The 25,676-nt window shown below is 49.4% G+C and carries 22 protein-coding genes; 11 read left to right on the plus strand and 11 right to left on the minus strand.

Features of this window, described 5'->3' with window-relative positions; genetic code table 11:
• Window positions 1-317: 317 nt before the first annotated feature.
• Entirely contained in the window at window positions 318-650 is a 333-nt protein-coding gene (locus C8U37_RS03050; protein WP_170100172.1) for an iron-sulfur cluster biosynthesis family protein, read from the plus strand.
• A 236-nt stretch (window positions 651-886) separates the two neighbouring features.
• Here C8U37_RS03050 and C8U37_RS03055 read toward each other — a convergent pair whose 3' ends face one another.
• Genes C8U37_RS03055 through C8U37_RS03065 form a run of 3 tightly spaced genes read right to left on the minus strand, consistent with a single transcriptional unit; the run spans window position 887 to window position 5,466 of the window.
• Window positions 887-2,749, minus strand: coding sequence for an ABC transporter ATP-binding protein (locus tag C8U37_RS03055; RefSeq protein ID WP_108031789.1), 1,863 nt, complete (start codon window positions 2,747-2,749; stop codon window positions 887-889).
• Window positions 2,746-4,962 (minus strand): ABC transporter ATP-binding protein, encoded by a 2,217-nt coding sequence (locus tag C8U37_RS03060; protein ID WP_211306110.1) that lies wholly within the window; start codon window positions 4,960-4,962, stop codon window positions 2,746-2,748. The genes C8U37_RS03055 and C8U37_RS03060 overlap by 4 nt, the downstream gene beginning before the upstream one ends.
• A 45-nt stretch (window positions 4,963-5,007) precedes the next feature.
• Window positions 5,008-5,466 (minus strand): MarR family winged helix-turn-helix transcriptional regulator, encoded by a 459-nt coding sequence (locus C8U37_RS03065; RefSeq protein ID WP_170100173.1) that lies wholly within the window; start codon window positions 5,464-5,466, stop codon window positions 5,008-5,010.
• Between the two features lie 154 nt (window positions 5,467-5,620).
• Here C8U37_RS03065 and C8U37_RS03070 point away from each other — a divergent pair, with 154 nt between their 5' ends.
• Complete coding sequence (locus tag C8U37_RS03070; protein WP_108031791.1) at window positions 5,621-6,007, plus strand: MmcQ/YjbR family DNA-binding protein; 387 nt, start codon at window positions 5,621-5,623, stop codon at window positions 6,005-6,007.
• 36 nt (window positions 6,008-6,043) lie between these two features.
• Here the strand turns inward: C8U37_RS03070 and C8U37_RS03075 are convergent, their stop codons facing one another.
• From C8U37_RS03075 to C8U37_RS03095, 4 genes are all read right to left on the minus strand, one after another.
• Complete coding sequence (locus C8U37_RS03075) at window positions 6,044-6,763, minus strand: pseudouridine synthase (protein ID WP_108031792.1); 720 nt, start codon at window positions 6,761-6,763, stop codon at window positions 6,044-6,046.
• Window positions 6,764-7,221: 458 nt separating this feature from the next.
• Complete coding sequence (locus C8U37_RS03085) at window positions 7,222-7,764, minus strand: ferritin-like domain-containing protein (RefSeq protein WP_108031794.1); 543 nt, start codon at window positions 7,762-7,764, stop codon at window positions 7,222-7,224.
• A 139-nt stretch (window positions 7,765-7,903) separates the two neighbouring features.
• Window positions 7,904-8,239: a DUF1622 domain-containing protein gene (locus C8U37_RS03090; protein ID WP_108031795.1), complete on the minus strand. Its 336-nt coding sequence runs from the start codon at window positions 8,237-8,239 to the stop codon at window positions 7,904-7,906.
• A 44-nt stretch (window positions 8,240-8,283) separates the two neighbouring features.
• Entirely contained in the window at window positions 8,284-8,664 is a 381-nt protein-coding gene (locus C8U37_RS03095; protein ID WP_108031796.1) for an iron chaperone, read from the minus strand.
• A 187-nt stretch (window positions 8,665-8,851) separates the two neighbouring features.
• Here C8U37_RS03095 and C8U37_RS03100 point away from each other — a divergent pair, with 187 nt between their 5' ends.
• The 3 genes from C8U37_RS03100 (at window position 8,852) to C8U37_RS03115 (ending at window position 12,618) form a co-directional block, all read left to right on the plus strand.
• Window positions 8,852-10,129 carry an Nramp family divalent metal transporter gene (locus C8U37_RS03100; protein WP_108031797.1) on the plus strand — a complete coding sequence of 426 codons (1,278 nt, stop codon included), beginning with the start codon at window positions 8,852-8,854 and terminating at the stop codon, window positions 10,127-10,129.
• A gap of 202 nt (window positions 10,130-10,331) precedes the next feature.
• On the plus strand, window positions 10,332-11,396 hold the full coding sequence (gene rlmN / locus C8U37_RS03105) for a dual-specificity RNA methyltransferase RlmN (RefSeq protein ID WP_108031798.1): 1,065 nt from the start codon (window positions 10,332-10,334) through the stop codon (window positions 11,394-11,396).
• A gap of 367 nt (window positions 11,397-11,763) precedes the next feature.
• On the plus strand, window positions 11,764-12,618 hold the full coding sequence (locus C8U37_RS03115) for a DegV family protein (protein WP_108031800.1): 855 nt from the start codon (window positions 11,764-11,766) through the stop codon (window positions 12,616-12,618).
• A gap of 69 nt (window positions 12,619-12,687) precedes the next feature.
• Here C8U37_RS03115 and C8U37_RS03120 read toward each other — a convergent pair whose 3' ends face one another.
• Window positions 12,688-15,078 carry an AAA family ATPase gene (locus tag C8U37_RS03120; protein ID WP_108031801.1) on the minus strand — a complete coding sequence of 797 codons (2,391 nt, stop codon included), beginning with the start codon at window positions 15,076-15,078 and terminating at the stop codon, window positions 12,688-12,690.
• A gap of 282 nt (window positions 15,079-15,360) precedes the next feature.
• Between C8U37_RS03120 and C8U37_RS03125 the strand changes: the two genes are divergently transcribed.
• Together C8U37_RS03125 and pfkB are read left to right on the plus strand one after the other, a co-directional pair.
• A complete protein-coding gene (locus C8U37_RS03125; protein ID WP_108031802.1) occupies window positions 15,361-17,106 on the plus strand; it encodes a Na/Pi cotransporter family protein in 1,746 nt (581 codons plus the stop codon).
• Between the two features lie 113 nt (window positions 17,107-17,219).
• Window positions 17,220-18,134 carry a 1-phosphofructokinase gene (gene pfkB, locus C8U37_RS03130; RefSeq protein WP_108031803.1) on the plus strand — a complete coding sequence of 305 codons (915 nt, stop codon included), beginning with the start codon at window positions 17,220-17,222 and terminating at the stop codon, window positions 18,132-18,134.
• A gap of 73 nt (window positions 18,135-18,207) precedes the next feature.
• Here pfkB and budA read toward each other — a convergent pair whose 3' ends face one another.
• Together budA and trxA are read right to left on the minus strand one after the other, a co-directional pair.
• Entirely contained in the window at window positions 18,208-18,921 is a 714-nt protein-coding gene (gene budA / locus C8U37_RS03135) for an acetolactate decarboxylase (RefSeq protein WP_108031804.1), read from the minus strand.
• Between the two features lie 185 nt (window positions 18,922-19,106).
• The gene (trxA, locus tag C8U37_RS03140) at window positions 19,107-19,421 is read right to left on the minus strand and encodes a thioredoxin (RefSeq protein WP_108031805.1); all 315 of its coding nucleotides are present in this window, start codon (window positions 19,419-19,421) and stop codon (window positions 19,107-19,109) included.
• Between the two features lie 183 nt (window positions 19,422-19,604).
• On the opposite strand from trxA, the gene C8U37_RS03145 reads away from it, so the two are divergent.
• The 4 genes from C8U37_RS03145 to C8U37_RS03160 all read left to right on the plus strand — a co-directional run bounded on the left by C8U37_RS03145 (window position 19,605) and on the right by C8U37_RS03160 (window position 24,475).
• The gene (locus tag C8U37_RS03145; RefSeq protein ID WP_108031806.1) at window positions 19,605-20,045 is read left to right on the plus strand and encodes a MarR family winged helix-turn-helix transcriptional regulator; all 441 of its coding nucleotides are present in this window, start codon (window positions 19,605-19,607) and stop codon (window positions 20,043-20,045) included.
• A 57-nt stretch (window positions 20,046-20,102) separates the two neighbouring features.
• A complete protein-coding gene (locus tag C8U37_RS03150) occupies window positions 20,103-21,842 on the plus strand; it encodes an ABC transporter ATP-binding protein (RefSeq protein WP_108031807.1) in 1,740 nt (579 codons plus the stop codon).
• Window positions 21,832-23,718: an ABC transporter ATP-binding protein gene (locus C8U37_RS03155; RefSeq protein WP_108031808.1), complete on the plus strand. Its 1,887-nt coding sequence runs from the start codon at window positions 21,832-21,834 to the stop codon at window positions 23,716-23,718. Before C8U37_RS03150 ends, C8U37_RS03155 begins: the two co-directional genes overlap by 11 nt.
• A 193-nt stretch (window positions 23,719-23,911) precedes the next feature.
• Window positions 23,912-24,475, plus strand: a complete 564-nt coding sequence (locus C8U37_RS03160) for a DUF6512 family protein (protein ID WP_108031809.1) — start codon at window positions 23,912-23,914, stop codon at window positions 24,473-24,475.
• Between the two features lie 117 nt (window positions 24,476-24,592).
• Here the strand turns inward: C8U37_RS03160 and C8U37_RS03165 are convergent, their stop codons facing one another.
• Window positions 24,593-25,594: an asparaginase gene (locus C8U37_RS03165; RefSeq protein ID WP_245879744.1), complete on the minus strand. Its 1,002-nt coding sequence runs from the start codon at window positions 25,592-25,594 to the stop codon at window positions 24,593-24,595.
• Window positions 25,595-25,676: the final 82 nt, after the last annotated feature.

Raw genomic sequence — 25,676 nt, forward strand, 5'->3', positions numbered from 1 at the left:
TCGCGATCCATACCTTAAAAAGTACGCAAGCTCCCGCTTGTTATACTCTTGTGCGCTATCGTGCACAAACCGAAGCAACACTATCCGCATTGCTTTGCTCCGAGACCATCTTCGCTTTTTTTCATCATACCCCTTTTCACCTACCGGGGCTCTCTGGAATGACGATCGAAAGGTACTCTTCTCTTCATCGCTCTTCTATTAAAATTTAATTAAATATAACATCTGTTTCTCACCTTGTCAAACAATATATCGGGATGAGCATATTCGATTTGTTTCGCGGGAGTATGCTCTATAATTAATAAAAAGGGGTGATGGAAATGAAATTGACATTTACTGAGAATGCCATGCAACGACTGGGAAAATTGGGGATGGCCGAGGAAATCTCTTTGTACATGAGCACAATCTACGGCTGCGGCGGACCAGACAGCAGCATGTTCACGATCCGAGCGTACGATACGGAAAACCCATACTACGACACCGTTTTGGACACCAACTTCGGCACGGTCAGAGTCACCCGGGACAGCCTGCAGCAACTGGATGAAGACAACATCATCGATTTCAACGACAGCAGCTTCTCTTTCGTCCTGAAAAGCAACCGCGGCCTGCTGAACCCGAACATGAACTACGAAAACATGAAGTTGAAAGATTGAGAAAAGCGACAGCAGATAAAGTGTACATTCCTTCTGACAGCAGTGCCCGGCGAACCATGATTTCGCTGGGCATTTTTTCCTTCGAAAAACAAAAAAATACTAAGATCAGTAGTTCAAACCAAAGGTATGGTCAGCGCTACTGATCTTAGCATGTTTAGTGTCCAGTTAATTTATCATTTTCCTGCTTGTCAGGCAGTCATTCAATGTCTTCGTACTTTTCTTTTTCGCTACTGCTATTATTCTTCTTCGTCGAATTGGCTGTTGTAGAGGTCGGCGTAGAAGCCGCCTTTCGCCAGCAATTCTTCGTGGGTTCCTTGTTCGACGATGTCTCCGTTGTTCATGCAGAGGATCAGGTCGGCATTTCTGATGGTCGACAGGCGATGCGCGATGATGAAGCTTGTCCTGCCTTGCATCAGCGTATCCATCGCTTTCTGGATCAGTACTTCCGTACGCGTATCGACCGAGCTTGTCGCTTCATCCAGGATCATGATCTGCGGATCGGCAAGGATGGCGCGTGCGATTGTCAGCAATTGCTTCTCGCCTTGCGAAACGTTGTTGGCCTCTTCATTCAGAACCATATTGTAGCCATCCGGCAAAGTCCGGACGAAATGATCCACTTGCGCGGCTTTTGCGGCGGCAATGACTTCTTCATCCGTCGCATCCAGTTTTCCGTAGCGGATGTTTTCCATGATGGTGCTGTTGTACAGCCAAGTGTCCTGAAGCACCATCCCGAATTCCGTACGCAGATCGTTGCGGGTAAAATCAGTGAGCTTATGATTATCGATGTAGATGGCTCCGCCCGTCAGATCGTAGAAACGCATCAGCAATTTAACCATCGTTGTCTTGCCGGCTCCCGTAGGCCCGACCAACGCCACTTTTTGTCCTTCTTTGACATCCGCGGAGAAGTCCTTGATGACCAATTTATCCGGTTCATAACCGAATTTGACATGGTCGAAACGGACATTCCCTTTCACCTCAGCAGTCGCCATTTCGATTTTTGCTTCGGATACCGTCTCTTCTTCCTCTTCCAAAAACTCGAATATGCGTTCAGAGGATGCCACCATCCGTTGCAGCTGGCTGCCGACTTGAGCGACTTGCGTCAACGGCTGCGTGAAATTACGTACGTACTGCAGGAAGGCTTGGATATCCCCGATCGTCATTTTTCCGCCGGCTGCCATCGCACCACCCATGATGCAGACTACGACATACCCAAGATTCCCGATCAGGCTCATCAAAGGCATCATCAAACCGGAAAGAAATTCAGCTTTGAAGCCGGCTTCGATCAGCTGGTCGTTTTCTTTATCGAAAGCAGTAATGGATTTTTCTTCACCATTGAATGCCTTCATGACGACGTGTCCGCCGTACATCTCTTCCACATGACCATTGACTGCACCCAAATATTTCTGCTGATTGGCAAAGTGCTTCTGGGATTTCGACATGATCAGCACCAACAGCATCATGGAAAGGATCAATACGCCAAGGATGACGAGCGTCAACGACCAACTGATCGTCAGCATCATGATGAACACACCCGTCAGTGTCGTGATCGAGGTGATGATTTGGGTCAAACTCTGGTTCAAACTTGTATTCAGCGTATCCACATCGTTCGTGATCCGGGAAAGGACATCCCCTTGGCTGTTCTTGTGGAAATAGGACAGCGGCAGTTTGTTCATCTTTTCCATCAGGTCTTTCCGTAAGGTGTAGGACACTTTCGCCGAGACACCTGACATCAGGAATCCCTGCAGATAAGAAAAGGCTGCACTCAGAAGATACAAGCCCAATAAACCCAACAGGACTTTTCCGATGTAGTCGAAATCGATTGCTCCGGTTCCGCCTGTGAACTGCAGCATGACACCTTCGACCAATTTATCGATGGCCAATGCCATGATTTTCGGTCCTACGATGCCGAATAGTGAGGATGCGACAGCCAAAATCATGACCACCACGATCGACCATTTAAAAGGTGAAAGATAGGCAGCCAATTTCTTGAATCCGCCTTTGAAGTCCTTCGCTTTCACGACCGGCGCGCTCAATCCTGCCATCGGACCGTGGCCTCCGCCGGGACCGCCTTGCGGTCTTTTTTGTTTCATTTCGCTCATGCTAATTCCTCCTCTGAAAGCTGAGATTTAGCAATTTCTTGATAAGTCTCACAGTTCTTCATCAACGCATCGTGAGTCCCTATCCCGACTATCTTCCCTTTATCAAGGACGACAATCTGTTCCGCATCCATGATTGTGCTGATCCGTTGCGCCACGATCACTACCGTGGCATTGTCGGTGTACCCCGTCAGCGCCGAACGCAAAGCCGCATCCGTCTTGAAATCCAAAGCCGAGAAGCTGTCATCAAAAATGTAGATCGGCGCTTTTTTCACCAATGCTCTTGCGATCGCCAACCGTTGCTTCTGGCCCCCGCTGACATTACCGCCGCCTTGCGCGATGGCCGTTTCGATGCCATCTTCCATCGCTGAGATGAAGCCTTCCGCTTGGGCGACTTCAAGGGCCTTCATGATGTCCTCAGTGGAGGCATCGTCTTTGCCGTACAAAACATTGGATGCGATATCCCCGGAGAAAAGCATGCCTTTTTGGGGAACATAACCGATGTTGCGGCGCAGATCGGCTTGCGTCATTTTCCGGATGTCGACGCCGTCGATTTCGATGGCACCTTCTGAAACATCGTAGAAGCGCGGAATCAGATTGATCATAGTCGATTTCCCGGAACCGGTCGAACCGATGATTGCCGTCGTTTCTCCTGGTTTTGCGGTGAATGAGATGTCCTTCAAGACATTTTCGCTCGCCTTCGGATAGTGATAAGAGACATTTTTGAATGTGACGACGCCTTTCCGCTGATCGATTTTTTGCGGTTCGATCGGATCCAGAATGCTTAAGTCCGTATCCAACACTTCACCGATCCGAACGGCCGAAACGGACGCGCGCGGCAGGAAGATGAACATCATCGAAATCATCAAGAATGCCATGATGATCTGCATCACGTATTGGATGTAGGCCATCATATCACCGATTTGCATCGCGGAATCGGCAACCTGCTTGCTGCCGAACCAAATGATCAAAAGCGAAACCCCGTTCATGATGATTGTCATCGCCGGCATCATGAAGGCCATCAGCCGCTGAACGAAGCGATTGGTGTAGGTGTATTCTTCGTTTGCATCATTGAAGCGATTTTCTTCAAATTTTTCATTACCGAATGCACGGATGACCATCATGCCGGAAAGGTTCTCGCGACTGACCAGATTCAACTTGTCAGTCAAGCTTTGCAATACTTTGAATTTCGGCAACGCGATCGACATGATCGTCATCATGACCCCGACGAGGGCAACGACTGCGACGACGATTGTCCATGCCAGCGAAACGCTCTTGTCGATTGCCATGATCAGACCGCCTGTGGCCAATATCGGCGCATAACAGAGCATGCGGATTCCGATTGTGATCAATTGCTGGATCTGTTGCACATCATTGGTCGTACGCGTGATCAGGGAAGCAGTCGAGAAATTATCGAATTCGGCATTGGAAAAACTTTCGACCTTGGCGAAAACATCCCTTCTCATTTTGCCGGACACTTTCGCTGCGATCCGCGAAGAGAAATACGCGACCGCTACGGAAGCGACGGACACCGCAAGGGCGATGGCGAGCATCTGCGCGCCTTTCGTCATAATGTAGCGGTTCTGTAGCGCGTCCATATCCATTCCCAATTCTTCATAAAAAAGCTTCGTGAAAAGGATCCCGATTTGGCTGTAAAGCATTGGCTCGGCAGCATCGGCAACGTCCCTCGACTCCGCAAAAGCTTCTTGCGGCAGCTGCTGCAATTGCGGCAGAAGCGCATAGAGTTGGTCCATATCGACGTTCTCAAAACCACTCTCGGTATCGACTGCGGCAGCATTTCCTTGCTGTGCGCCCATTTCTTTCATGAACGTCACAAAACTGTAGCTGGCCTTGCTGAAGATGCTCTCCAGCGAGGACAACCGGTCGGGATCGGTTTCATCCAACACATAAAGATCCGTTTCCTGGCTTTCCGGAAATTCTTCCGTGTACGCTTCAGCTTCAGCCGCTCCGCCTTCAATCAAGGTATAGCTTTTCTGGAACGTTTCTTTGTCTTCCGTATCCATGAACAGCGTCATGAGCGCAAAGCCATCTGTCGACAGCGCTTCAGGTGCTTCCTGTTCGACGCCTCCGTTCTGGATGCCGGTATTGACGATGTCACTCATCAGATTCGGCAAACTTAATTCACCGATGGCCTGCCCGAACAAAATCAGCAGGCTGATCAGTATCGTGCCGGCAAATGGTTTTAAATATTTCATTATCACTTTCATTTGCAATCCCTATTCTTTCCTAGATTATTTGGTTTATTCGTGATGCGCATGTCGGTGGTGGCAACCGCCATCCAAGTTATGCAGCATCTTCTTGAAGCAGCCTTCCATTATGTCCAATTCCTCTTCCGTCAAACCTTCCAGAAGCTTCTTGTTGGCTTCCTTCAAGGCATTCTTCATTTCTTCGGAGGCCGCAATACTTTTTTCGGTCAGATGGATGCTCTTGGAACGCGCATCCTTAGAGCTGACTGTCCTTACGACAAACTCCTTCGCTTCCAAACGTTTGATGATTCCGGTTACGGTCGGATTGGAAAGATTGAACTTCTCCTCGATATCTTTTTGGATCACTTCCTCATCCCCACGGCTCTTCAGATAGAACAGGACGTGCATTTGAGAAGTGGTCAAGTCGATTTTGCCCACTAGTCGGTTTATCGTTTCCTTAAATTGGTTATGCAGCATCGGGATGTACACTCCCATCATGTCACGTGATACCACAGCATTTTCTCCTCTCTGCATAAATATATATAGCACGCTATCTATTATCCACTTATCTGGTTGTAAGTCAATAGATTCAACGCGAAAAGAGCCCTTCGGAAAAATTTACGCTATAATGAACTAACGTAATCTGAACAGGAAAGAAGGAATACAGATGCACGATGCAAAAACTATCCGGAACCGCCTGATCGCCCTTTGCCAGGAGCATGCCCACGTCATCGAGGATTACCCATTCGGTGACTCCGAATGGACCGTCATGCGCCACGAAGGCAACCGGAAAACCTTCGCCTACATCTATGCGCGCAACGGCGAAATCTGGCTGAACGTGAAGAACACGCCGGAACGGAACGAGTATCTGCGCGAGGCTGTCCCGGAGATCATGCCCGCCTACCATATGAACAAGACCCATTGGATCACCTTGCGGCTCATTTCCGAGGAGCTGTATCCGATCGCAGACCGGATCATCACGGAAAGCTACCGGTTGACACAGACCAAACCGCGGAAAAAAGCGGCAGCGCATAATAAAGAGGAAGAGCTTTGATCAGCTCCTCCTCTTTTTGGTTGATTTGCCTTCTTTCTAGCGGAAATACGGCTTCAGTTGTTCCATTTCGGCTTCATTGAGCGGCCGATAGCTCCCCAGCGGAATCGATTCATCCAATTCGATCGGTCCCATCTTCAGTCGTTTCAGATAGGTGACTTTCTTGCCGACAGAGAGGAACATCTTCTTCACTTGGTGGAATTTCCCCTCGCTGATGTCCAACAGCACGCGGCTTTCATCGTCTCCGTGGCTGAGGATGGTCAAATGGGCCGGCTTGCAGGTCGTCCCTCCGTGGAAGACGATCCCTTCAGCGAAGGCTTCCTGATCGGCGGCGGTCACAAACTCGTTCACGACGACCTCGTAGCGCTTCGTCACTTTTTTGTGCGGCAGCAACAATTGGTAGCCTAGCTGCCCATTGTCCGTAATCAGCAGCAGCCCTTCCGTATCCTTGTCCAGCCGTCCCACGGGATAGAGGCCCGGGCGGCGATCGGATGGATCAATCAGGTCGATGACGGTCCGGTTACCTTCATCGGATACCGCCGTCACGACGCCGGCCGGTTTGTGCAGCATGTAGTACACATTGGTCCGGTGCGTCAGCGTTTTCCCAGAAACGATGACCGCCTGGATCTGCGGGTCCACGTTGTGATTGTCCGCCAGCACGATTTCCCCGTCGATGCTGACCTGTTTGCTTCTGATCAATTTTTTCACTTGTCCTCGCGAACCGTAGCCGCATTCGCTGAGCAGTTTGTCCAATCGCATCCATCCTCTTCCTTTCTGTTCTTATTGCAGTTCTTCCATTTTAAGCGGAAAAGATACTTGACGCAAGTTCTCGCAGAAAATCAGAACACGAATCCATTATGAGCTGGTTGTCCGATTCTTTGCGGTTATCGGACAAACTCGGACGCGCTTGGTTGCTGGTTGTCCGATTCTTTGCGGTTATCGGACAAGCTCGGACGCGCTTGGTTGCTGGTTGTCCGATTCTTCTTGGTTATCGGACAAGCTCGGGCGCCTCTGGTTGCTGGTTGTCCGATTCTTCGTAGTTATCGGACAACAACGGGCGCCCCTGATCGACGGTTTTCCGATTCTTCATTGTTATCGGACAAACTTGATCACACAATCGCATACGCGCATAGATGTGCTCAGCCAAGGCAATACGCATGCAAAACCAAGCCCCGCGCAAGTTAATCCTGCGCGGGGCTTGGTTTGTTGCTTCACATTCATTTTTTTCTTCCGGCTCCATCCGGATTTCCGGCGACACCGCGTTCGAAGGCGGCCAAATGATTTTCGGAAGCGGCCATCAACCTTTCAAAGACGCTTCGGACATCATCCGGCAGGCCTTCCGTTTCCAGGAATTGTCCATAAATGGCGATGTTCTTGATTTCGCCTTCTACACCGGCTTCAAAACTCTCAGCCAATGAAGTCGGCAGCGCAACCTGCTCGACCGCTTCATTTTCCGGCACTTCCAACCCATACGTTTCGAACAGGGGCAACAACAAGGAGATGTGCGTGCCTTCCGCTTTGGAGATGCTGGTGAAAGGTTTGACCGTTCCGTATGCATCCATGATCGCGATGTAGGACGCTTCGGCCATGTATTCATCTTCAATGGCGAACAACAACATCTCTTCTATTGTATACGTTTCGCCTTCGCTGACCGCTGCTGCGCCATATAACTCTTCATCCTCGGATGCCATGACACCGGTGCCGCTGAACAACAAGGCTGCCAAAGCCCCGCCCACTACTCCGTTTCTCCACTTTTTCATTTTGATCCGCTCCTTTTTTGTATGCTTCCGTGATCTTCTTTTCTACAAGTTCAGTATAGGAAAGAAGTATGTCGAAAGGATGGCAAAAGCGGGGCAAAAAGAGAACGTTTTCATTTTCTCTGACAGGCGAGTGAAGAAGTCACTCCCCCACTTCTGAATTGGTGCTTTTGATTTCCCAATGGATGACGACTGTCAGAACGACCCGCAGGATGACGATGGCAGAAAGGACGATGAACTCATCGATCGTCTGGATGATGACCGTCTTCAGTATTTCCGCTGCCAGCTTGAATTCCAAACTGAACGCCAACGCTTTGGCCAATTCGAGTTTCGGTTGGTTGTTGTTCAGATTCAAATTGTCCGTAATGAACAGATACAATGACTTGATGCATCCATAAAGGATGATGAGGACGCCGATGCCTTCGATCAGACTCGCAAGCGTCGGGATGACTTTGGTCAAGACGACATGAAAATCCATGCTATTCCTCCTTTAGTTTAATTCAACTCGTCTACAAAGATGGTTCATTTTTTGTTCTGTTGCTTTTTTTGCTTTGCTTCTTCGACCCGGAAGCGGACAATCCGGCGCACAAGTTCATAAGGGATCAGTTTCGTCAACGGGAATTGGATGGCGCCTTTTGAAGTCTTGTAATCCTCCAATTCTTCCTTGAAAGCCTCAACGCCGCTTGGTGCCGGATAGAAACCGATATGATTTTTCTGCACAGCAAAATGCACAAGGTTTCCGTTCAGATAGAAGGTCGGCATCTGATAGCTGATTTTCTCTGTCGCATCGGGTGCCTCTTCCCTTATCAGCCGGCGTAATTCCTGCAGGATCGCCTGGATATCCTCATCATAGCGGCTGATGTAGTCGTCGATCGTTTCGATTTTTGTAGCTGATTCTTCCATTTTAGTCCACCTCAGTAGTCTGGATTTTTCGTTGTTTGTATTCCTGTCAATAGTATATCACAGGATGATGCACGTGCTTGCAAGCTTAACGGATAGTAGGTATGATGATGATAAGAAGAGAAAATAACTGACAAGTCCGCTCCCATATCCCAATGCCGATGCACAACCAAATAAGGGAGTGAGAAAGATGCGCAAAATTCTCAAAAAGACCAAAAAATTCCTCAAAAAATTTGGACCTGGCGTCATCACTGGAGCCTCCGATGATGATCCATCCGGAATCGTCACCTACTCGCAGACCGGAGCCATGTTCGGCCTTCATCTGTTGTGGCTTTCTCCGATTTCGTGCATCTTTGCGATTGCCATCCAGGAAATGTGCGGACGGATCGGGTTGGTATCAGGAAAAGGGCTTACCGGGATCATGAAAGAATCCTACCCTAAGTGGGTAAGCTATCCGGCAATCTCCCTACTGTTCATCGCCAATACGATCAATATCGGTGCCGATTTGGGCGCGATGGCCGCGGTGGCTCAGATGGTGCTCGGTTTGCCGTTCATTTTTTGGATCCTAATCATGACGGCCCTAACCTTGGTCCTGGAAATTTTTATGGACTATAAGCATTATTCGAGATTTCTGATGTTGCTGACGCTTTCCCTGTTCGCTTATTTTTTCACTGCATTTACGGTCCGTCAAGATTGGGGTGCTGTCCTTCAGCACACCCTTATCCCAACCTTTTACCCTTCCAGGGAATTTACGCTCAATGTGGTGGCCTTTTTAGGGACAACGATTTCCCCTTACCTGTTTTTCTGGCAAGCGGATGAAGAAGTGGAAAAAGAGATCATCGAGCATAAAATCAAAGGGATCGGCATCGGGAAACCGCGCATCTTTGTCAAGGATATCAGGGATATGAAAATTGATACGATTGTCGGGATGTTTTTTACAACCGTCACTGCTTTCATGATTGTGCTGACGACAGCCGGGACCCTTCACCTCAGCGGCATCACCACTATCAATTCCGCGGCGGAGGCCGCTCAAGCGCTTCGGCCATTGGTGGGAGACTTCGCCTATTGGTTGTTCGCTTTGGGCATCATAGGAACGGGACTGCTTGGAGTGCCTGTTTTGGCCGGCGCCTCGTCCTACGCCATTTCTGAATTTTTCGGTTGGGAGACTGGCCTGGGGAAGAAACTGAAGGAGGCGCATGGTTTCTACGGAGTCATCACCATCGCCACGCTTGTCGGACTGACGATCAATTTCATCGGGATTGATCCGATGAGGGCTTTATACTATTCCGCAGCCATCAATGGCTTGATAGCACCGCCCCTGATGCTTCTGATCCTCTTCATTGGAAACAATAAAAAAGTGATGGGAAGCCATACGAATCGACGTTTGGGAAATGTAGTCGGCGGCATTGCGACGTTGGTGATGTTCGGCATCGGCTTGCTGTTCATGAAGGATTTCTTTGGCCTCTAGCAGACTGCTTTTAACGAAAAATTTTATACAAAGTATAGGCCTCGGATACATGTTATCCGGGGCCACTTTTTGGCGCATATGCCAGAGCGAACAGGCTGCCGTTTTTGCACCTTTTCACTTCTTTTACGGAAGTCATTCCCTTTTCAAAAAAATATGTTATGATATGGATTGAAAATTTGAACGGTCAAGAAAGGAACGAATAATGAACACACCTTCTATTTATGGATTGACTTTGGATCAGCTGGAAGCTTGGTTGTTGGAACAAGGTCAGAAAAAATTCCGCGCCCAACAGATCTGGGACTGGCTATATATCAAACGCGTACTGGACTTTTCGGAAATGACGAACCTGTCAAAAGAATTGGTTGCCCTTCTCTCCGACAATTTCCTGCTGCAGCCCCTGAACCAAGTAGTCGTCCAAGAATCAGCGGACGGCACCACTAAATATCTCTTCCAACTGGAAGACAAACTGATGATCGAAACCGTCCTGATGCGTCAGGAATACGGGTTGTCCGTCTGCGTCACGACCCAAGTCGGCTGTGACATCGGCTGCACGTTCTGCGCAAGCGGCCTGAAACGCAAACAGCGCGATCTGACGGCAGGCGAAATCGTTGCACAGATCATGCAGATCCAGCACTACTTGGATGAAAAAGGCAATGGTGAACGCGTCAGCCACATCGTTGTGATGGGCATCGGCGAACCGTTCGACAACTACGACAATGTCATCGCCTTCCTGAACATCGTCAACCATGCGAAAGGCTTGGCAATCGGCGCGCGCCACATCACCGTTTCCACCAGCGGCTTGGCTCCTAAGATCCGGGAGTTCGCGGAAAACGGGCTGCAAGTCAACTTGGCTTTGTCCCTGCACGCACCGAATGATGAAATCCGCAGCCGGATGATGCGCATCAACCGCAAACACCCGCTGAAGGAAGTCATGTCCGCCATCGATGAGTATCTGGAAAAGACAAACCGCCGCATCACTTTCGAATACATCATGATTTCCGGCGTGAACGACCGACCCGAGCAGGCGCATGAATTGGTCGCCCTGTTGAAGGACAAGCGTCACCTTTCCTACGTGAATCTGATTCCTTACAATCCGGTTGCCGAGCACATCAAATACGAGCGCAGCACCAAAAAGGATATTTTGGCGTTCTATGATATCCTCAAAAAGAACAACATCAACTGCGTCATCCGCAAGGAACACGGCACCGATATCGATGCCGCCTGCGGCCAACTGCGCAGCAAGCATCTGGAAAAAACAGCTAAATAGTTAACCTTGGCAGGAGCCGTCTCATTTTTTTTTGAGATGGCCTCTGTTTTTTGTTTGGTTCTGATTTTATTGGTGCTGTAGTAGACCTTTGATTGGTTTGTGGTCGGGTGGCGGACTGAAATTCCCGAATGCAGGTAGGCCTATTCGGGGATTCCATTCTATTGCAAGACGATTTTGCCGAATATATGCTGACATTCGGCAAAATCGTCCCCGTAAAGAGCGAAATTCTCGAATGTTGGAAGTGCATTCGAGAATTTGGCCCCATCATAGCACTTTTTGGTTGGTCACTAAAAGTGTGGTATATTGGAACCAACAAATTAAGTCCATCGGCAATAATAAATTTGCCCTTTGGAGACGGAGGAAGAACATGAGCAGAGTGATTTTGACGACTGAAAGCGGTGCGGATGTCCCCGCTGATTTGGCAGAGCAACACAATATCCAGGTTGTCCCGATGCATGTCATCATGGACGATATTGATCATCTCGACGGCTCTTTTCCGGTGTCGGATCTGGTTGATTATTACGACCGCACCAAAAAGACGCCTTCCACGACCGCAACCAATCCGAACGAATACACCGCCTTTTTCGAAAATATCCGCTCCAAGTATCCCGACTGCAGCATCGTGCATATCGGCTACACATCGAAGGCCTCTTCCTCCTTCCAGAGTGCCGTTCTGGCAGCTGAGGATTTCGAAAATATCCACCTCATCGATGCCCTGAACGTATCCGGCGGCTTGGCCGCGATCGTGCTTTACGCAGCCGATTTGCTTGAAAAGGAGCCGGACATCGCAGTGGAAAAACTGGTTGCCGCCGTCGAAGCAGTGGTGCCGCGCACGCACTTCTCGTTCATGCCATCCGGTCTCGAGTTCCTGCGGGCAGGCGGCCGCGTCTCCAATGCCGCCTATCTGGGGGCATCGCTCCTGAAGATCAAACCAACGATCGAATTGATCGACGGCAAATTGGTTTCGACCAAAAAATACCGCGGCAAGATGAGCCGCGTCGTTGTCGATTTTTTTGATGACTACCTGAAGGCTTATGATATAGACAACAAAAAGCTGTACCTGATCCTTTCATTGGGCTTGGACAAAGCAATCATGACCCAAATGGAGAACTACGCGAAGGAAAAAGGATTCCCGGATGTCACTTGGGTCGAGACCGGCTGCGTCATCACTTCCCATGGCGGCCCCGGCGCTTTCGGCATTGCCGGGATCGAAAAACAGTAAACGCCGAATAATAGAAAAAACTTCTGCATACGGAATTTTCCCGATGCAGAAGTTTTTTTATTTTGACTACTAATTTCCTTCGATATCCTCCGGCAGGATCGTGAACAGATCGGCCTCCTCATCTTCGGCCAGACGGTTGCTTTGGTGCAACTTCGCCTTCTCGAACAGACTCCGGGCCGTGCGGGCATTGCCGAAATGACTATCGCGCGTCGTATAGGACTGCACGAACAAGTTCTTCACTTTCGCCTGGGCTTCCTCGGTCAGCACAAAACCTTGCTGGGTGGCGGCCATGTGGAAGATCTCCGTCAGTTCTTCGCTGTCGTAATCCGGGAAATCAACCGTGTAGGCGATCCGGCTGCGGATGCCGGAGTTCATGCTGAGCATCTGCTCCATCTCGCTCGGATAGCCGGCCATGATGACGACAAGTTTGTCGCGGTTGTCTTCCATCTCCTTGATCAGCGTGCTGATGGCTTCATAACCGAAGTCGTTTTCGGAGGCGGAATAAAGGGAATAGGCTTCATCGATGAACAACACGCCCCCATATGCTTCCTTGATTTTCTCCAGCGTCTTCGGGCCGGTCTGGCCGACGTATTGCCCGACCAGCTCTTCTCTTGTGACCTCGATCATGTGTCCGCGCTTCAGAACGCCGATGGATTTCAGGATCTGGCTGATCAGCCGCGCAATCGTGGTCTTGCCTGTGCCGGGGTTCCCGGTGAAGACCATGTGCAAGGACAGATCGTTCAACGGATGCCCCATCTTTTCGCGGCGCTTTTCGGCGCGCACGTAATTCATGATGGAGGCGACTTGTTTTTTGACATCCTTCAACCCGACCAGATTGCGCAGCTGCGCCATCAGGTCTTCGATGTTATCCCCGAACAGTTGGTTCGGATCGATGCCGAAATCGAGTGGCTCGAGGATGACCAGATCATCCTTTGTCACGGACTTTTCGCTCAGACGGAAGGCCCGTTCGCGCATGGCTTCTTCCATGATGTTCCTGACGGCACGGGCATTGGCGAACTGCGGGACCACTTTTTCCTGGTTGATCCGGACCATGAAGGCCTGTTCGGCTTCCTCGGTCAGCGTGTAATGATTTTCTTTGGCTTGCGCCTTGGCGATTTCCAACAGTTCCAGATCGGAAAAATCCGCGAAGTCGATCTGCATGTTGATCCGGCTCGACAGGCCCGGATTCGACTTCAACAGTTGCTTCATGCCTGTGTCATAGCCTGCGAGGATCACGATGAAGTCGTTGCGGTGATCCTCCATCGACTTGATCAAAGTATCAATGGCTTCGGAACCGTAATCGAGCGAATCGCTATCCGAAGACGCCAAGGAATAGGCTTCATCGATGAACAGCACGCCACCCATGGCCGACTCGATGACGGCCTTTGTCTTCTGGGCGGTCTGGCCGACGTAGCCGCCGACGAGATCCGAGCGGTCCACTTCCACCAGTTGGCCCGACTCGAGGATGCCCAAGGAATAGAAAATGTCCCCCAAAATCCTGGCGACTGTTGTTTTCCCTGTGCCCGGATTGCCGGAAAATGCGAAGTGATAGGAAGGCTGCTCGTTCTTTTCGATAGAAAGCATGTAGGCCCGCTTCTTGTCGTATTCGACAAGCTTGACGATCCGGTTGATGGTCTCCTTCACTTCCGTCAGCCCGGTCAGGCTGTTCAGCTCCGCCAACGACTCTTCCAAAGAGACTTTGATTTTCCGGTTGGAATGGGCGGCATCTATATGGAAGTAATCCGTTTCCGCACCTCTTTTTGCCAATCGGCTCCCCGAGCGCATCGTCGCGATCAGCTTGCCGACCTTTTCGGTGCTGTGCGAAAGCGGACGGGTTCGTTCCAATTCCTTGTGGATGCGGCGGCATTCGTCAAAACGGCCGTGGATGTAGTAGGCATAGACGCGGTCGTATTCGATGGCGTCATCATAGCCGTATTTTTCGGACTCTTCTATGGAAGCCAAAATCGTATCGAGCTCCTCTTCCTGCTGCAGATAGATCTTCGACTTCAAGCGCAAAGCCGCGAAGGATTTCGGACTATGCTTCACTACCTGATCGACAAGCTCCAGCGCCCTTGAGAGGTCGTTCTTTTCGAAGGCCATCTTCGCCAGCACGAGGGCGGCTTCCCAGTTGGCGGGATTTTGCGCGAAAGCTGCTTGCGCATGGCTTTCGGCTTCTTTGTCCTTGCCGTCTTCCGCATACAGCTTCGCCAGCAACGTCAAATAAGCGTCGCCGGTCTCATCCAGCTCCACGGCCCGCAGTGCGTAGTGCATTGCTTTCTCCAGGTTGCGATTTTTGTAATGGCTCAACCCCAGCAAATAATTCACATGCGGATGATCCGGATGCGTCCGGATGGCTTCCATCAAGACCGGGACGCTGCTCAAGGACATGTTTTTCCTGATGTTGTTCTCGATCCCTTTCAGCCTCTCGTCGATATTTTCACTTAGGTGTTCGTCTGTCATCCGAAACACCCCCCTTCCTTTTTGTATTCACACTATATAAGACATTTTAATTTGCGTCGATAATCTCATTTATTCTAACATATCCTTCCTTTTTTCCTCTTGAATTTGCTCATCGGCTTATCCCATGGAATTGTTGTTGCAAGCATCAATTTATTTAAAAAAACTTTACAACGCAATCCATTTCTTCTATGCTTAATTATGACGGGAAACGCCTTCTTTTAGCAAAAGAGGATTTCCAGTGGACGCACTATTCGTGAAACAATTAACATGAGGAGGAACTATATGGATTGGCAAGGGATGTTATTCCAATTTTTCGGCGGTTTAGGTATTTTTTTATTCGGTTTGAAATACATGGGTGACGGTCTGCAACGAAGCGCAGGCGATAATTTGCGCACTATTTTGAACAAATTCACTTCCACGCCTTTCCGGGCTGTGTTAGCGGGGATTCTGGTGACCGTATTGATCCAGAGCAGTTCCGGGACGACCGTTCTGGCCGTAGGGTTGGTCAGTGCGGGGTTCATGAATCTGGAACAAGCCATCGGGATCATCATGGGGGCCAACATCGGAACGACCATCACTGCCTTCATCATCGGTTTCCATGTGGGGGCGTACGCTCTTCCGATCATGGCGATCGGCGCAATCCTGCTCTTCTTCACAAGGAATTCTTTTTTGAACAGCATCGGCCAAATCATATTTGGCTTCGGCTCCCTTTTCTACGGACTTGACTTGATGGGCACGGGAATGGAACCATTGGAACAACTTTCGCAATTCAGATCGCTGATGACGAATTTGTCCGATCACCCTTTTTACGGCGTACTTACCGGAACTGGGCTGACTTTAGTGATCCAAAGTTCCAGTGCCACAGTCGGTATCCTGCAGGAACTTTATTCCCAAAACAGCATCTCTCTGCAGGCAGCTTTGCCTATTCTGTTCGGTAATAATATCGGCACGACCATCACGGCAGTTCTCGCCGCTATCGGAGCCAGCTTGCCCGCCAAACGTGCGGCTGCTTCCCATGTCGTTTTCAATCTGACAGGAACGCTCTTTATCATGCTTATTTTGGCACCCTTCACTGTCGTGCTGACAAACCTTTCGGCAACATTGAATCTCAATCCGGCCATGCAGCTTGCCTTCGCACACGGAATGTTCAATGTATTGAACGTATTGATCCAGATGTGGTTTATCCGTCAACTTGCAGTCCTTGTAACAAAAATCGTTCCCGGGGAGGAGCGGATCGTGAAGTATGATGCTACCCATCTCGACTATACGATCATCCAAACCAGTCCGTCCGTCGCATTGAACCAAGCCAAGCTTGAAGTAGAACAGATGGGATCATTTGTGACTGACGAATTCCATGCCGCCTATAAGTATTACCTCGATCACAATGAACTGAACAAACAGGATACGCTCCAACTTGAAGAGATCGTCGATACCATCGACTACAAACTGACGGAATATCTTACCTTCATCTCGCGCGAAGAGTTGCCGTTTCATGCTTCGAATGATCATGCCATCATGATCGATATCACGAAATACTTGGAACGCATCGGTGACCATTGTGAAAATATCGTAAAGAATATCGAAGATGCCACCAAAGCCGCCAAAAGGGACATCCGCGCAAATAAAGAACTGCATGATGTCAAGTCGATTCTGATGGATGAGGATCTCGTGAAACTGTTTGCCATGGTTGAGCAGAATATCCAAGAAGCAATCGATTCCTATATCCAAGACGATCATTTGCTGGCAGAGCAAGTGATCCAGCGTGAAGAAGAGGTAAATGAACATGAACAGGCGATCCGTGAGAACTATATCCAGCGATTGAACAACGGATTCGGGCTGCCGTCCGAAGGCATCCTGTTCATCGATATCGTATCCAATTTGGAGCGCATCAGCGACCATGCCGTGAAAATCGCAAAACACACGTTGGGAACACGCTACCCTTATCAGAAATTGAGCCGTCGCTTGATCCGCAAAACAGAACAAGCCCATGCAGGGGTTGCCTTGAATCCTTCGTCACCGGAAAAATGATCGTTCCCTTCTGATCCATGGCTTATCTTTGAATTTGACTGGAAACAACGCTATACTTAAAATAGAAAGTATAGATAGAATCTCTTTTCGAATTTCAGTCAGGAGGAAGTGCAATGATTTATACGATTACGTTGAATCCGACCATCGATTATATCGTCAATGTCCCTCATTTGACTTTGGGCCATTCCCATCACATGCAGGATGAGCTCATCACACCGGGCGGGAAAGGCATCATGGTTTCGCGCGTCTTGAAGGCGCTCGGAATGCCCTCGATTGCATTGGGCTTCCGCGGCGGCTTCACAGGTGACTTTGTCCGCGACTACTTGGAAGAATTGCAGATAATCAATCAGTTCACAGTGATAAAAGAGCGTACACGCATCAACTTGATATTGAAATCGGAGCAGGATACGGAAATCAGCGATTACGGCCCTGCTGCGACCGAAGAGGAAGTAGCTATTTTTCTGAAATGTTTCGAGGATATCTCAACGCAGGATTTTGTAGTGATGTCGGGCAGCAAACTCCCTTCCATGCCGAAAGATTTTTATGAACAGCTTATCCGCTCGCTCCACGAGAAGGCTGTGCCTTTTGCTTGCGATATCACGAAGGATGAATTACGGAACAGTCTGCAGTACCATCCCTTGATCATAAAACCCAACCAGAAGGAAGTCGGCGAATTTTTCGGCCGGGTTTTCGAGACTTGGCAGGAGGTTATCCCTTACGGTAAGCAGTTGGTTGAATTGGGCGCGCAGCATGCCATTGTTTCCTTGGGCGGAGATGGCGCACTGCTCTTCACACAGAATGAAGTCATCTATGCGCCGCCCTTATCCGGTGAAGTCGCCAATCCGGTCGGCTCCGGGGACTCCATGGTGGCCGGATTCGTTGGGACGTTTATCCGGACTGGCGACACGTTGGAAGCTTTCCGTGTAGCGGTCGCTTGCGGCACTGCCACCGCCTTCTCCCCGGATATCGCCACCGCCGATGAGATTGAAGTCCAGTTGGGCCGGGTCGTTCTGGAAAAAATCGAATAAAATACAAAAGTAAAAAGCATTGGATAGCCTCCAGATACCGGAGCTGTCCAATGCTTTTTATATTCTTTTCTAGTTAGCCTTCTGCTTCAGCCATTTCTTCCGCCAGGTTATGGTAGCCGATTTCTTTGTCCATGAAATCATCGGACTGGACGGCGAAGTGTTGCGTGATGCTTTCGATGGTTTGGATCTCGCATTTTGCTTCGTCAACGATGTAATCGAGGATGTGCCCTCCGAATTTACGGTCATCACTGATGAAATGGCAATGGAACCCACCTTTGGCTACTCCGTCAAACAATTCCGGCGTATAGATGCCGATTGCTGTTCCCTGCATATCGTAGGCCTCGAACTCCGGCTGTATCCTTGTCGCTTCAATCAGACGCGGATAGGGCTTCTGCTGCTTCGGCACCGCTCGTGTATGCATGTACTCGAAATGCCCAGTGATTTTGACTACTGAGAACACATTGCGGCTACGCACACGCTTGACGATATCCGAACGTACTTTTCTCAGTGTTATCGGATGGTCTATGTTGTACTCGCGGTCCGGCCGAAAGAATGTCACCGCGGCATGCGGCGTCGTCTGCGATGGATCGACACTTGAAATCGAGCCGTCCTCCTTCGCTTGATAGGCAATACCGTCCAACAGGATAAGCTCCCCTTCAAAATCATGGAAAGTCCCGATTCCGATGTCTCCATGCTTTAATAGTTCTTCAAATGTAAGGGTCCCGTCGAATACTCCGGCCATCAGATCCCCAAGTGTCTGATGCTGATACAATGTACTTTCGCCCATCTGCTTCCGCTCCTTCTATGCCTAGCGTCATCATTTATTTTTCTGTCTGATCATGATAGTCCATTATATCACAGCAGGCGGCTGGCAGTCCGTTGCATCGCCAAAAATCTGGCGTTCAACTTGATAGATAAGAGCAAAAAAAAGGACCGCCTCGAAAATGAGGTAGTCCCCTCTTGCCTATTATATTACGCTAATTTGGTTTCCAGATAATCGACCAAAACATCTTTCGGGTGGTAGCCGGTCAGTTTCTCCACAGGCTGTCCGTCTTTGAACAACACCATTGTCGGAATGCTCATGATGCCGAATTGTGAAGCCGTCATTTGGTTCTCATCGATGTTCAATTTGACGATTTTCACTTTGCTGTCCATTTCTACTTCTATTTCTTCCAAAACGGGTCCCAACATGCGGCAAGGGCCGCACCAAGGCGCCCAAAAATCCATCAACGTCAAGCCTTCCTGTACTTCAATCTGCCAGGTTGTATCTGTTACTTGTATGCTCATTCTTTATCTATCCTTCCTCTTACAGTATATTTTTTCATAAAATTTCTTATCGACAAAAACCATTATACCCCGCCCGGTATTATTAGTAAATAAAAAAGAATCGAAAGCAAGCAAGATGATTGACAATCCCGATGAATGGGCATAATATAGTTAGGGCACGAACTATATGGGTGGTGAAAAATATTGAGCAACACAGAACTGCTGGGATTCCGGATCAGGTCGGTTTGGCAACAAATCAAGCGTCTTATGAACAGGCACTTAACCGAAAATGATGGTTATGGCTTGACCGGCATGCAATTCGCAATCGTTTCCTACATCGCCAAAGAATCCGCAGAGCGGGATGTCTTTCAGAAAAATCTCGAGCAGAAGTTCGACATCCGCAAATCGACCGTCACGGGTATCCTGAATACGATGGAAAGGGATGGCTTTCTGCGGCGGGAAACCGTCCCTTACGACGCCAGACTTCGGAAAATGATGCTGACGAACAAGGCTTTACATGCAATTACAAATACGGAACAGGTGATTGATACCGTGGAGGCCCAATTGTCCAAAGGTTTAACTGAAGAAGAAATCACTACTTTTTTGAACATTCTCGAAAAAATTTCGAAAAATGCTGAAAGCTGATTGCCTCCAATCGCTTCAAAAGTCACCCAATCATTATTTACGGAAAGGATTAACGCTATGATAAAAAAACTCTTGGGCAGCATACGCGAGTATAAAAAGGACTCGATCCTTGCCCCTATATATGTCACTTTGGAAGTCGTTCTTGAAGTACTCATCCCTTATCTGATGTCTATGATCATTGATAGAGGAATCGGTGAAGGAGATATGCCGTTCATCATCCGCATCGGGCTGATTTTGATCGTCTCCACCCTCTTCTCGTTAAGTTTCGGAGTTCTGTCGGGTTTGCATTCGGCCAAAGCTTCAGCCGGATTCGCAAAGAATATCCGCAAGGACATGTACTATAATATCCAGAATTTTTCATTTTCGAATATCGATCAGTTTTCGACATCCAGTCTGATTACCCGTCTGACGACTGACATCACGAATGTCCAAAACTCTTACCAGATGATCATCCGGATCATGGTTCGGGCGCCGCTTATGCTCGTGTTCTCATTGCTGATGGCTTTGAGCATCAACAGTGAACTCGGGATGGTCTTCCTTGGAGCGATTCCCTTCCTCGGCTTCGGTCTCTATCTGATCATGTCACAAGCCTTTCCGATTTTCCAAAGGGTGTTCCGCACCTATGACAAGCTGAACCGTGTCGTGCAGGAAAATCTCTATGGCATCCGTGTCGTCAAGTCCTTTGTGCGTGAAGAGCATGAAACCGAGAAATTCAAATCCGTCTCCAAGAAAATCTACACTGATTTCACGAAAGCCGAAAAAATCTTGGCTTTCAACAGCCCTTTGATGCAGTTCACGATGTACGCAAGCATTCTGACGTTGTCTCTATTGGGCGCCCGCATGATTGTCTCCGGTTCGATGACGACAGGCCAACTGATGAGTCTGATCACGTACGCTTCCCAAATTCTGATGAGCTTGATGATGATTTCGATGGTCTTCGTCATGGTCACCATCTCCCGCGCTTCAGCGGAGCGGATTGTGGAAGTACTGAATGAGGACAGCGACCTGAAGAACAACAGCAATCCGATCACAGTCATCCCTGGTGGATCGGTCTCTTTCGAGCAGGTGGACTTCAGTTACACCAATGATCCGAAGAAGCTCGCCTTGAAAAATGTCAGTTTTTCCGTCAAATCAGGGGAAACTGTCGGCATCATCGGCGGTACCGGCAGTGCCAAAACATCATTGGTCCACCTTATTCCGCGTCTCTATGATGCAACCGGTGGTACGGTGAAAGTCGGCGGCATCGATGTTCGCGATTATGATATGCAAACATTGCGGAGCGAAGTCGCTATGGTGCTCCAAAAAAATATCCTGTTCTCGGGAACGATCAAAGACAATCTGCGCTGGGGCAATCCTGCCGCTACCGATGAAGAGCTGATGCGTGCGGCGCGACAGGCCCAGGCCGATGAATTCATCCAGCGCCTTCCTGATGGCTACGACACCTATATTGAAGAAGGCGGCACAAACGTTTCCGGTGGGCAAAGACAACGGCTCTGCATCGCGCGCGCTTTGGTGAAACAACCAAAAATCCTGATTCTCGATGACTCGACCAGCGCCGTGGATACCCGGACGGATTCCTTGATCCGGACCGCTTTCAAGGAAGAAATCCCGAACACAACCAAATTCATCATCGCCCAGCGCGTCTCTTCCGTTCAGGATGCCGACAAGATCATCGTGATGGAGAGCGGCAGCGTCAATGGCATCGGAACGCACGACGAATTGTTGGCAACAAACACCATTTACCAAGAAGTGTACTATTCACAAACGAAAGGGGGAAAAATTGCTGATGAAGCCTAATCAACCAAAACGGCGCGGAGCCAAAGATGCCGGCAAAACGACAAAACGCCTCCTGTCCTATATTTCCAAAGGTCATAAATTCACTTTTAGCCTTGTATTGATCTGTATTCTCGTCAGCGCTCTTGCCAATGTTGCAGGCTCGCTTTTCCTGAAGACGCTGATCGACGAGTATATCACGCCTTTATTGGGCGTAACCAATCCTGTCTTCACCAGCATGTACCGTGCGCTCGCGATGATGGCCGGCATTTACCTGGTCGGTGTCGTGGCGACCTATGTCTACAACATCCTGATGGTCACCATATCGCAGGGAATCCAGAAAAAAATCCGTGATGAGCTGTTCGCACATATGCAGTCATTGCCGATCAAATATTTCGATACGCATGCGCATGGGGATGTCATGAGCCGCTATACCAATGATATCGATACTTTGCGCCAGATGCTGTCGCAAAGTATCCCGATGGCCTTTTCTTCCCTAGTCACGATCGTCAGCGTATTTGCCGCGATGCTCGCCGTCAGCCTGCCATTGACGCTTATTGTCGCTCTGATGGTAGCCCTGTCGATCACCGTCACGAAGACGATCGGCGGCAAGAGTTCCGTCAACTTCGTGAAGCAGCAGCAGACACTCGGCAAAGTGAACGGCTACATCGAGGAAATGATGCACGGGCAAAAAGAAGTGAAAGTTTTCGGACGCGAAACAGAATCCAAGGAACGTTTCGACAAACTCAACGACGAGTTGCGCGAGAGCGCAACGAACGCAAACATCTATGCGAATATCCTGATGCCGATCCTAGGAAATCTAGGATTCCTGCAATACGCTCTGATCGCTATGTTCGGAGGGGCCATGGCTGTCTCAGGCTTCGGCGGTCTGACCTTGGGGGCCATCGCTTCCTTCCTGCAGTTGAGCCGTTCCTTCACGATGCCGGTCAACCAGATTTCCCAACAGGTTTCATCGATCGTGATGGCTTTGGCCGGTGCGGAGCGGATCTTCGAACTGATGGATGAACAGCCTGAGTTGGATGAAGGCACCGTAACCTTGGTGAATGCAACCAAGACCGGTGATGAGCTAAAGGAAGCCGAAAAGCATACCGGCCTTTGGGCATGGAAAGTGCCGCAAGCCGATGGGTCGGTCCGCTATACGGAACTGACCGGGGATGTCCGATTCTTCGACGTCGACTTCTCCTACAATCCCGACAAGCAGATTCTGCATGACATCAGTCTTTATGCCCATCCCGGCGAGAAAGTCGCTTTCGTTGGATCGACGGGTGCCGGCAAAACGACCATCACTAACCTGATCAATCGTTTCTATGATATCCAGGACGGAAAAATCGTTTATGATGGCATCGACATCGCAGACATCAAGAAAAATGACCTGCGCCGTTCCTTAGGGATCGTATTGCAGGACACCAACCTCTTTACCGGAACGATTCTGGAAAATATCCGTTACGGCAATCTGCACGCATCCGATGAAGAAATCTATGCGGCAGCGCGCTTGGCGAATGCCGATGACTTCATCTCCCGTCTGCCGCAAGGCTACCAGACGGTCATTTCCGGCGACGGCGAAGGCCTTTCCCAAGGCCAGAAGCAATTGCTTTCAATTGCCCGTGCGGCTGTTGCCGATCCTCCCGTCATGATACTGGATGAAGCAACTTCCAGCATCGACACGCGGACAGAATCGATCGTGCAGCGCGGCATGGATGCGTTGATGCAAGGACGGACCGTTTTCGTCATAGCCCACCGCTTATCCACTATCCAAAATGCGGATGTGATCATGCTAATGGAGCAAGGGCAGATCATCGAACGCGGCGATCATGAGAAATTGATCGGCGAACAAGGAAAATATTATCAGCTTTATACCGGAGCATTCGAGCTCGAATAAATCTTTTAGAATCAAATCGAAACACCCCGCAGAAAATGGCAGTTCCGATTGGAGCGCTCATTTTCTGCGGGGTGTTTTGGCATGCAGTCGATTTTTACAAAGAAATCAGCAGTGCGTGGTAAAATGATCACGAAGGATGCTTCATCCGCCAAGCTTCTGCCGATTGCCGGCCCAAAAGAAAGAGGTACCTGCGATGACCGAAAAGAGAACTTTCCTATCTGAACCATTCGTTGTCCGTTCCTTTGTTGCCGGCATCCCGTTCGTTCTGATGTTGGGCGGCCTCTCCCACTTCGCATTCGCATGGTTCGAGAAAGCCAGCTGGGCAGCGCCTTTCGTCCCCGTGAACGAGAGTGTCTGGGAACATCTGAAAATGAGTTACTGGTCCACCTTGCTGTGGTTTTTCTTCATCTTCCTCTTTTCCGGAAAAAAATACCGTCTTTCGCCACCCCGCTGGTTGCTGGCGGGGATCGTGTCCATGCTGTTCTGTCCGCTACTCATCGTCACCGGATTCTACACGCTCAAAGGCGCTTTCAACATCGAATCACTTTTCACTGACGGGATGCTGTTCTTTATCGGCATCATCAGCGGCCAACTGCTGGCTTTACGCACCTATCGCTATGGCGAGCCTCGGCGCATTTGGCTTGGAATGGCAGCCGTATTATGGCTTCTTTTCACGCTTGCGCTTGTGCTGTTCAGTTACCATCCCCCCGCCCTGCCACTCTTTCTGGATACGCCGACCGGAAGCTATGGGTTTTAGATTGTTTAGCGAGGAAGCCGGTTAATGATGGGCTGCAGTCCTACCGACAACAAAAACGAACTCCCAAAAATAGAAAAGAGCGTAAAAGCCATTCTCTGCGATGGCTTTTACGCTCTTTTAATAGAGGATATCGTTGCTGATCGTCGTATAGAACAGTTCCTTGATACGGGCCGGATCTTGGGTTTGGCCCAGGATCCACATCAGTTTGCATACGACTGCTTCGGTGATCATGTCGTAGGCTTCCAAAATATTGACCCGCGATTTCAGTTCGTGGCCAACTTTGTAGATTTCCATGTCGCTGCCCTCATTCGGGACCTGCGTCGTCATGACCACAGTCTTGCCTTTTCCGATCCAGTAGTTGATGACCTCAAAATATCGGTATTCCGGCGCTGAAGGGATGCCACCCACTCCGTAGCTTTCGATGATGACTGCATCATTCCGCTCAAGCATGTAAGAGAGGATCTCCGAATCCACTCCCGGCGTCAGCTTGAACAACGCGACCTTCGCATCCAGACTGTCATAGAATCGCGGTGCTTGCGCTTTTTCTTTTGTGATGTAGGAGATCACGCGTCCGTCCTGGATGATCGCCAAATAAGGGTAGTTGATGCTGGAAAAAGCCTGAAAACTTTTTGAATGCGTCTTCCTTGCCCGTGTTCCGAGGATGACCTTACCATTGAAGACGATCTGGACACCACTGGCGGAATCGGACGCTGCATAAAGGAAACTGTCGAAGAGGTTTGTCTTCGAATCGGTGATTTCCACATTGATCGGTTTTTGGGCACCGGTAATGATGATCGGTTTGGGCGAGTCCTGGATCATATAGGACAGCGCGGCAGCCGTATACGCCATCGTGTCGGTTCCGTGGGTGACGACAAACCCGTCATATTGTTCATACTTTTCCCGGATGGTGTCCGTCATCAACACCCATATATCCGGCGCGATGTTGGTGCTGTCGATATTGCAGATCTGCAGCGTATCGACCTCACATATTTCCGAGATACCAGGGATAAAGGCCAATATCTCTTCGGATGTCAGCTGGGGATCGAGCCCGTTCGGCGTTATTTTGGAGGCGATTGTCCCACCCGTTCCGATCATCAATATCTTTTTTTTAGTCATCATTATTTTTACCTTTCGTGGACATATTTCTTGTATGACTCATTATACGACTGATGCTCCGATCATACCAATTTTTTCAGAAAAA

It is taken from the genome of Trichococcus patagoniensis (assembly GCF_003051085.1).
Classification (GTDB): domain Bacteria; phylum Bacillota; class Bacilli; order Lactobacillales; family Aerococcaceae; genus Trichococcus; species Trichococcus patagoniensis.

Excerpts from the sequence above, each read along its gene's own strand:
- C8U37_RS03050 (WP_170100172.1), top strand. The coding sequence starts at position 318 with ATGAAATTGACATTTACTGAGAATGCCATGCAACGACTGGGAAAATTG.
- C8U37_RS03055 (WP_108031789.1), bottom strand. The coding sequence starts at position 2,749 with ATGAGCGAAATGAAACAAAAAAGACCGCAAGGCGGTCCCGGCGGAGGC.
- C8U37_RS03060 (WP_211306110.1), bottom strand. The coding sequence starts at position 4,962 with ATGAAATATTTAAAACCATTTGCCGGCACGATACTGATCAGCCTGCTG.
- C8U37_RS03070 (WP_108031791.1), top strand. The coding sequence starts at position 5,621 with ATGCACGATGCAAAAACTATCCGGAACCGCCTGATCGCCCTTTGCCAG.
- C8U37_RS03075 (WP_108031792.1), bottom strand. The coding sequence starts at position 6,763 with ATGCGATTGGACAAACTGCTCAGCGAATGCGGCTACGGTTCGCGAGGA.
- C8U37_RS03085 (WP_108031794.1), bottom strand. The coding sequence starts at position 7,764 with ATGAAAAAGTGGAGAAACGGAGTAGTGGGCGGGGCTTTGGCAGCCTTG.
- C8U37_RS03090 (WP_108031795.1), bottom strand. The coding sequence starts at position 8,239 with ATGGATTTTCATGTCGTCTTGACCAAAGTCATCCCGACGCTTGCGAGT.
- C8U37_RS03095 (WP_108031796.1), bottom strand. The coding sequence starts at position 8,664 with ATGGAAGAATCAGCTACAAAAATCGAAACGATCGACGACTACATCAGC.
- C8U37_RS03100 (WP_108031797.1), top strand. The coding sequence starts at position 8,852 with ATGCGCAAAATTCTCAAAAAGACCAAAAAATTCCTCAAAAAATTTGGA.
- rlmN (WP_108031798.1), top strand. The coding sequence starts at position 10,332 with ATGAACACACCTTCTATTTATGGATTGACTTTGGATCAGCTGGAAGCT.
- C8U37_RS03115 (WP_108031800.1), top strand. The coding sequence starts at position 11,764 with ATGAGCAGAGTGATTTTGACGACTGAAAGCGGTGCGGATGTCCCCGCT.
- C8U37_RS03120 (WP_108031801.1), bottom strand. The coding sequence starts at position 15,078 with ATGACAGACGAACACCTAAGTGAAAATATCGACGAGAGGCTGAAAGGG.
- C8U37_RS03125 (WP_108031802.1), top strand. The coding sequence starts at position 15,361 with ATGGATTGGCAAGGGATGTTATTCCAATTTTTCGGCGGTTTAGGTATT.
- pfkB (WP_108031803.1), top strand. The coding sequence starts at position 17,220 with ATGATTTATACGATTACGTTGAATCCGACCATCGATTATATCGTCAAT.
- budA (WP_108031804.1), bottom strand. The coding sequence starts at position 18,921 with ATGGGCGAAAGTACATTGTATCAGCATCAGACACTTGGGGATCTGATG.
- trxA (WP_108031805.1), bottom strand. The coding sequence starts at position 19,421 with ATGAGCATACAAGTAACAGATACAACCTGGCAGATTGAAGTACAGGAA.
- C8U37_RS03150 (WP_108031807.1), top strand. The coding sequence starts at position 20,103 with ATGATAAAAAAACTCTTGGGCAGCATACGCGAGTATAAAAAGGACTCG.
- C8U37_RS03155 (WP_108031808.1), top strand. The coding sequence starts at position 21,832 with ATGAAGCCTAATCAACCAAAACGGCGCGGAGCCAAAGATGCCGGCAAA.
- C8U37_RS03160 (WP_108031809.1), top strand. The coding sequence starts at position 23,912 with ATGACCGAAAAGAGAACTTTCCTATCTGAACCATTCGTTGTCCGTTCC.
- C8U37_RS03165 (WP_245879744.1), bottom strand. The coding sequence starts at position 25,594 with ATGATGACTAAAAAAAAGATATTGATGATCGGAACGGGTGGGACAATC.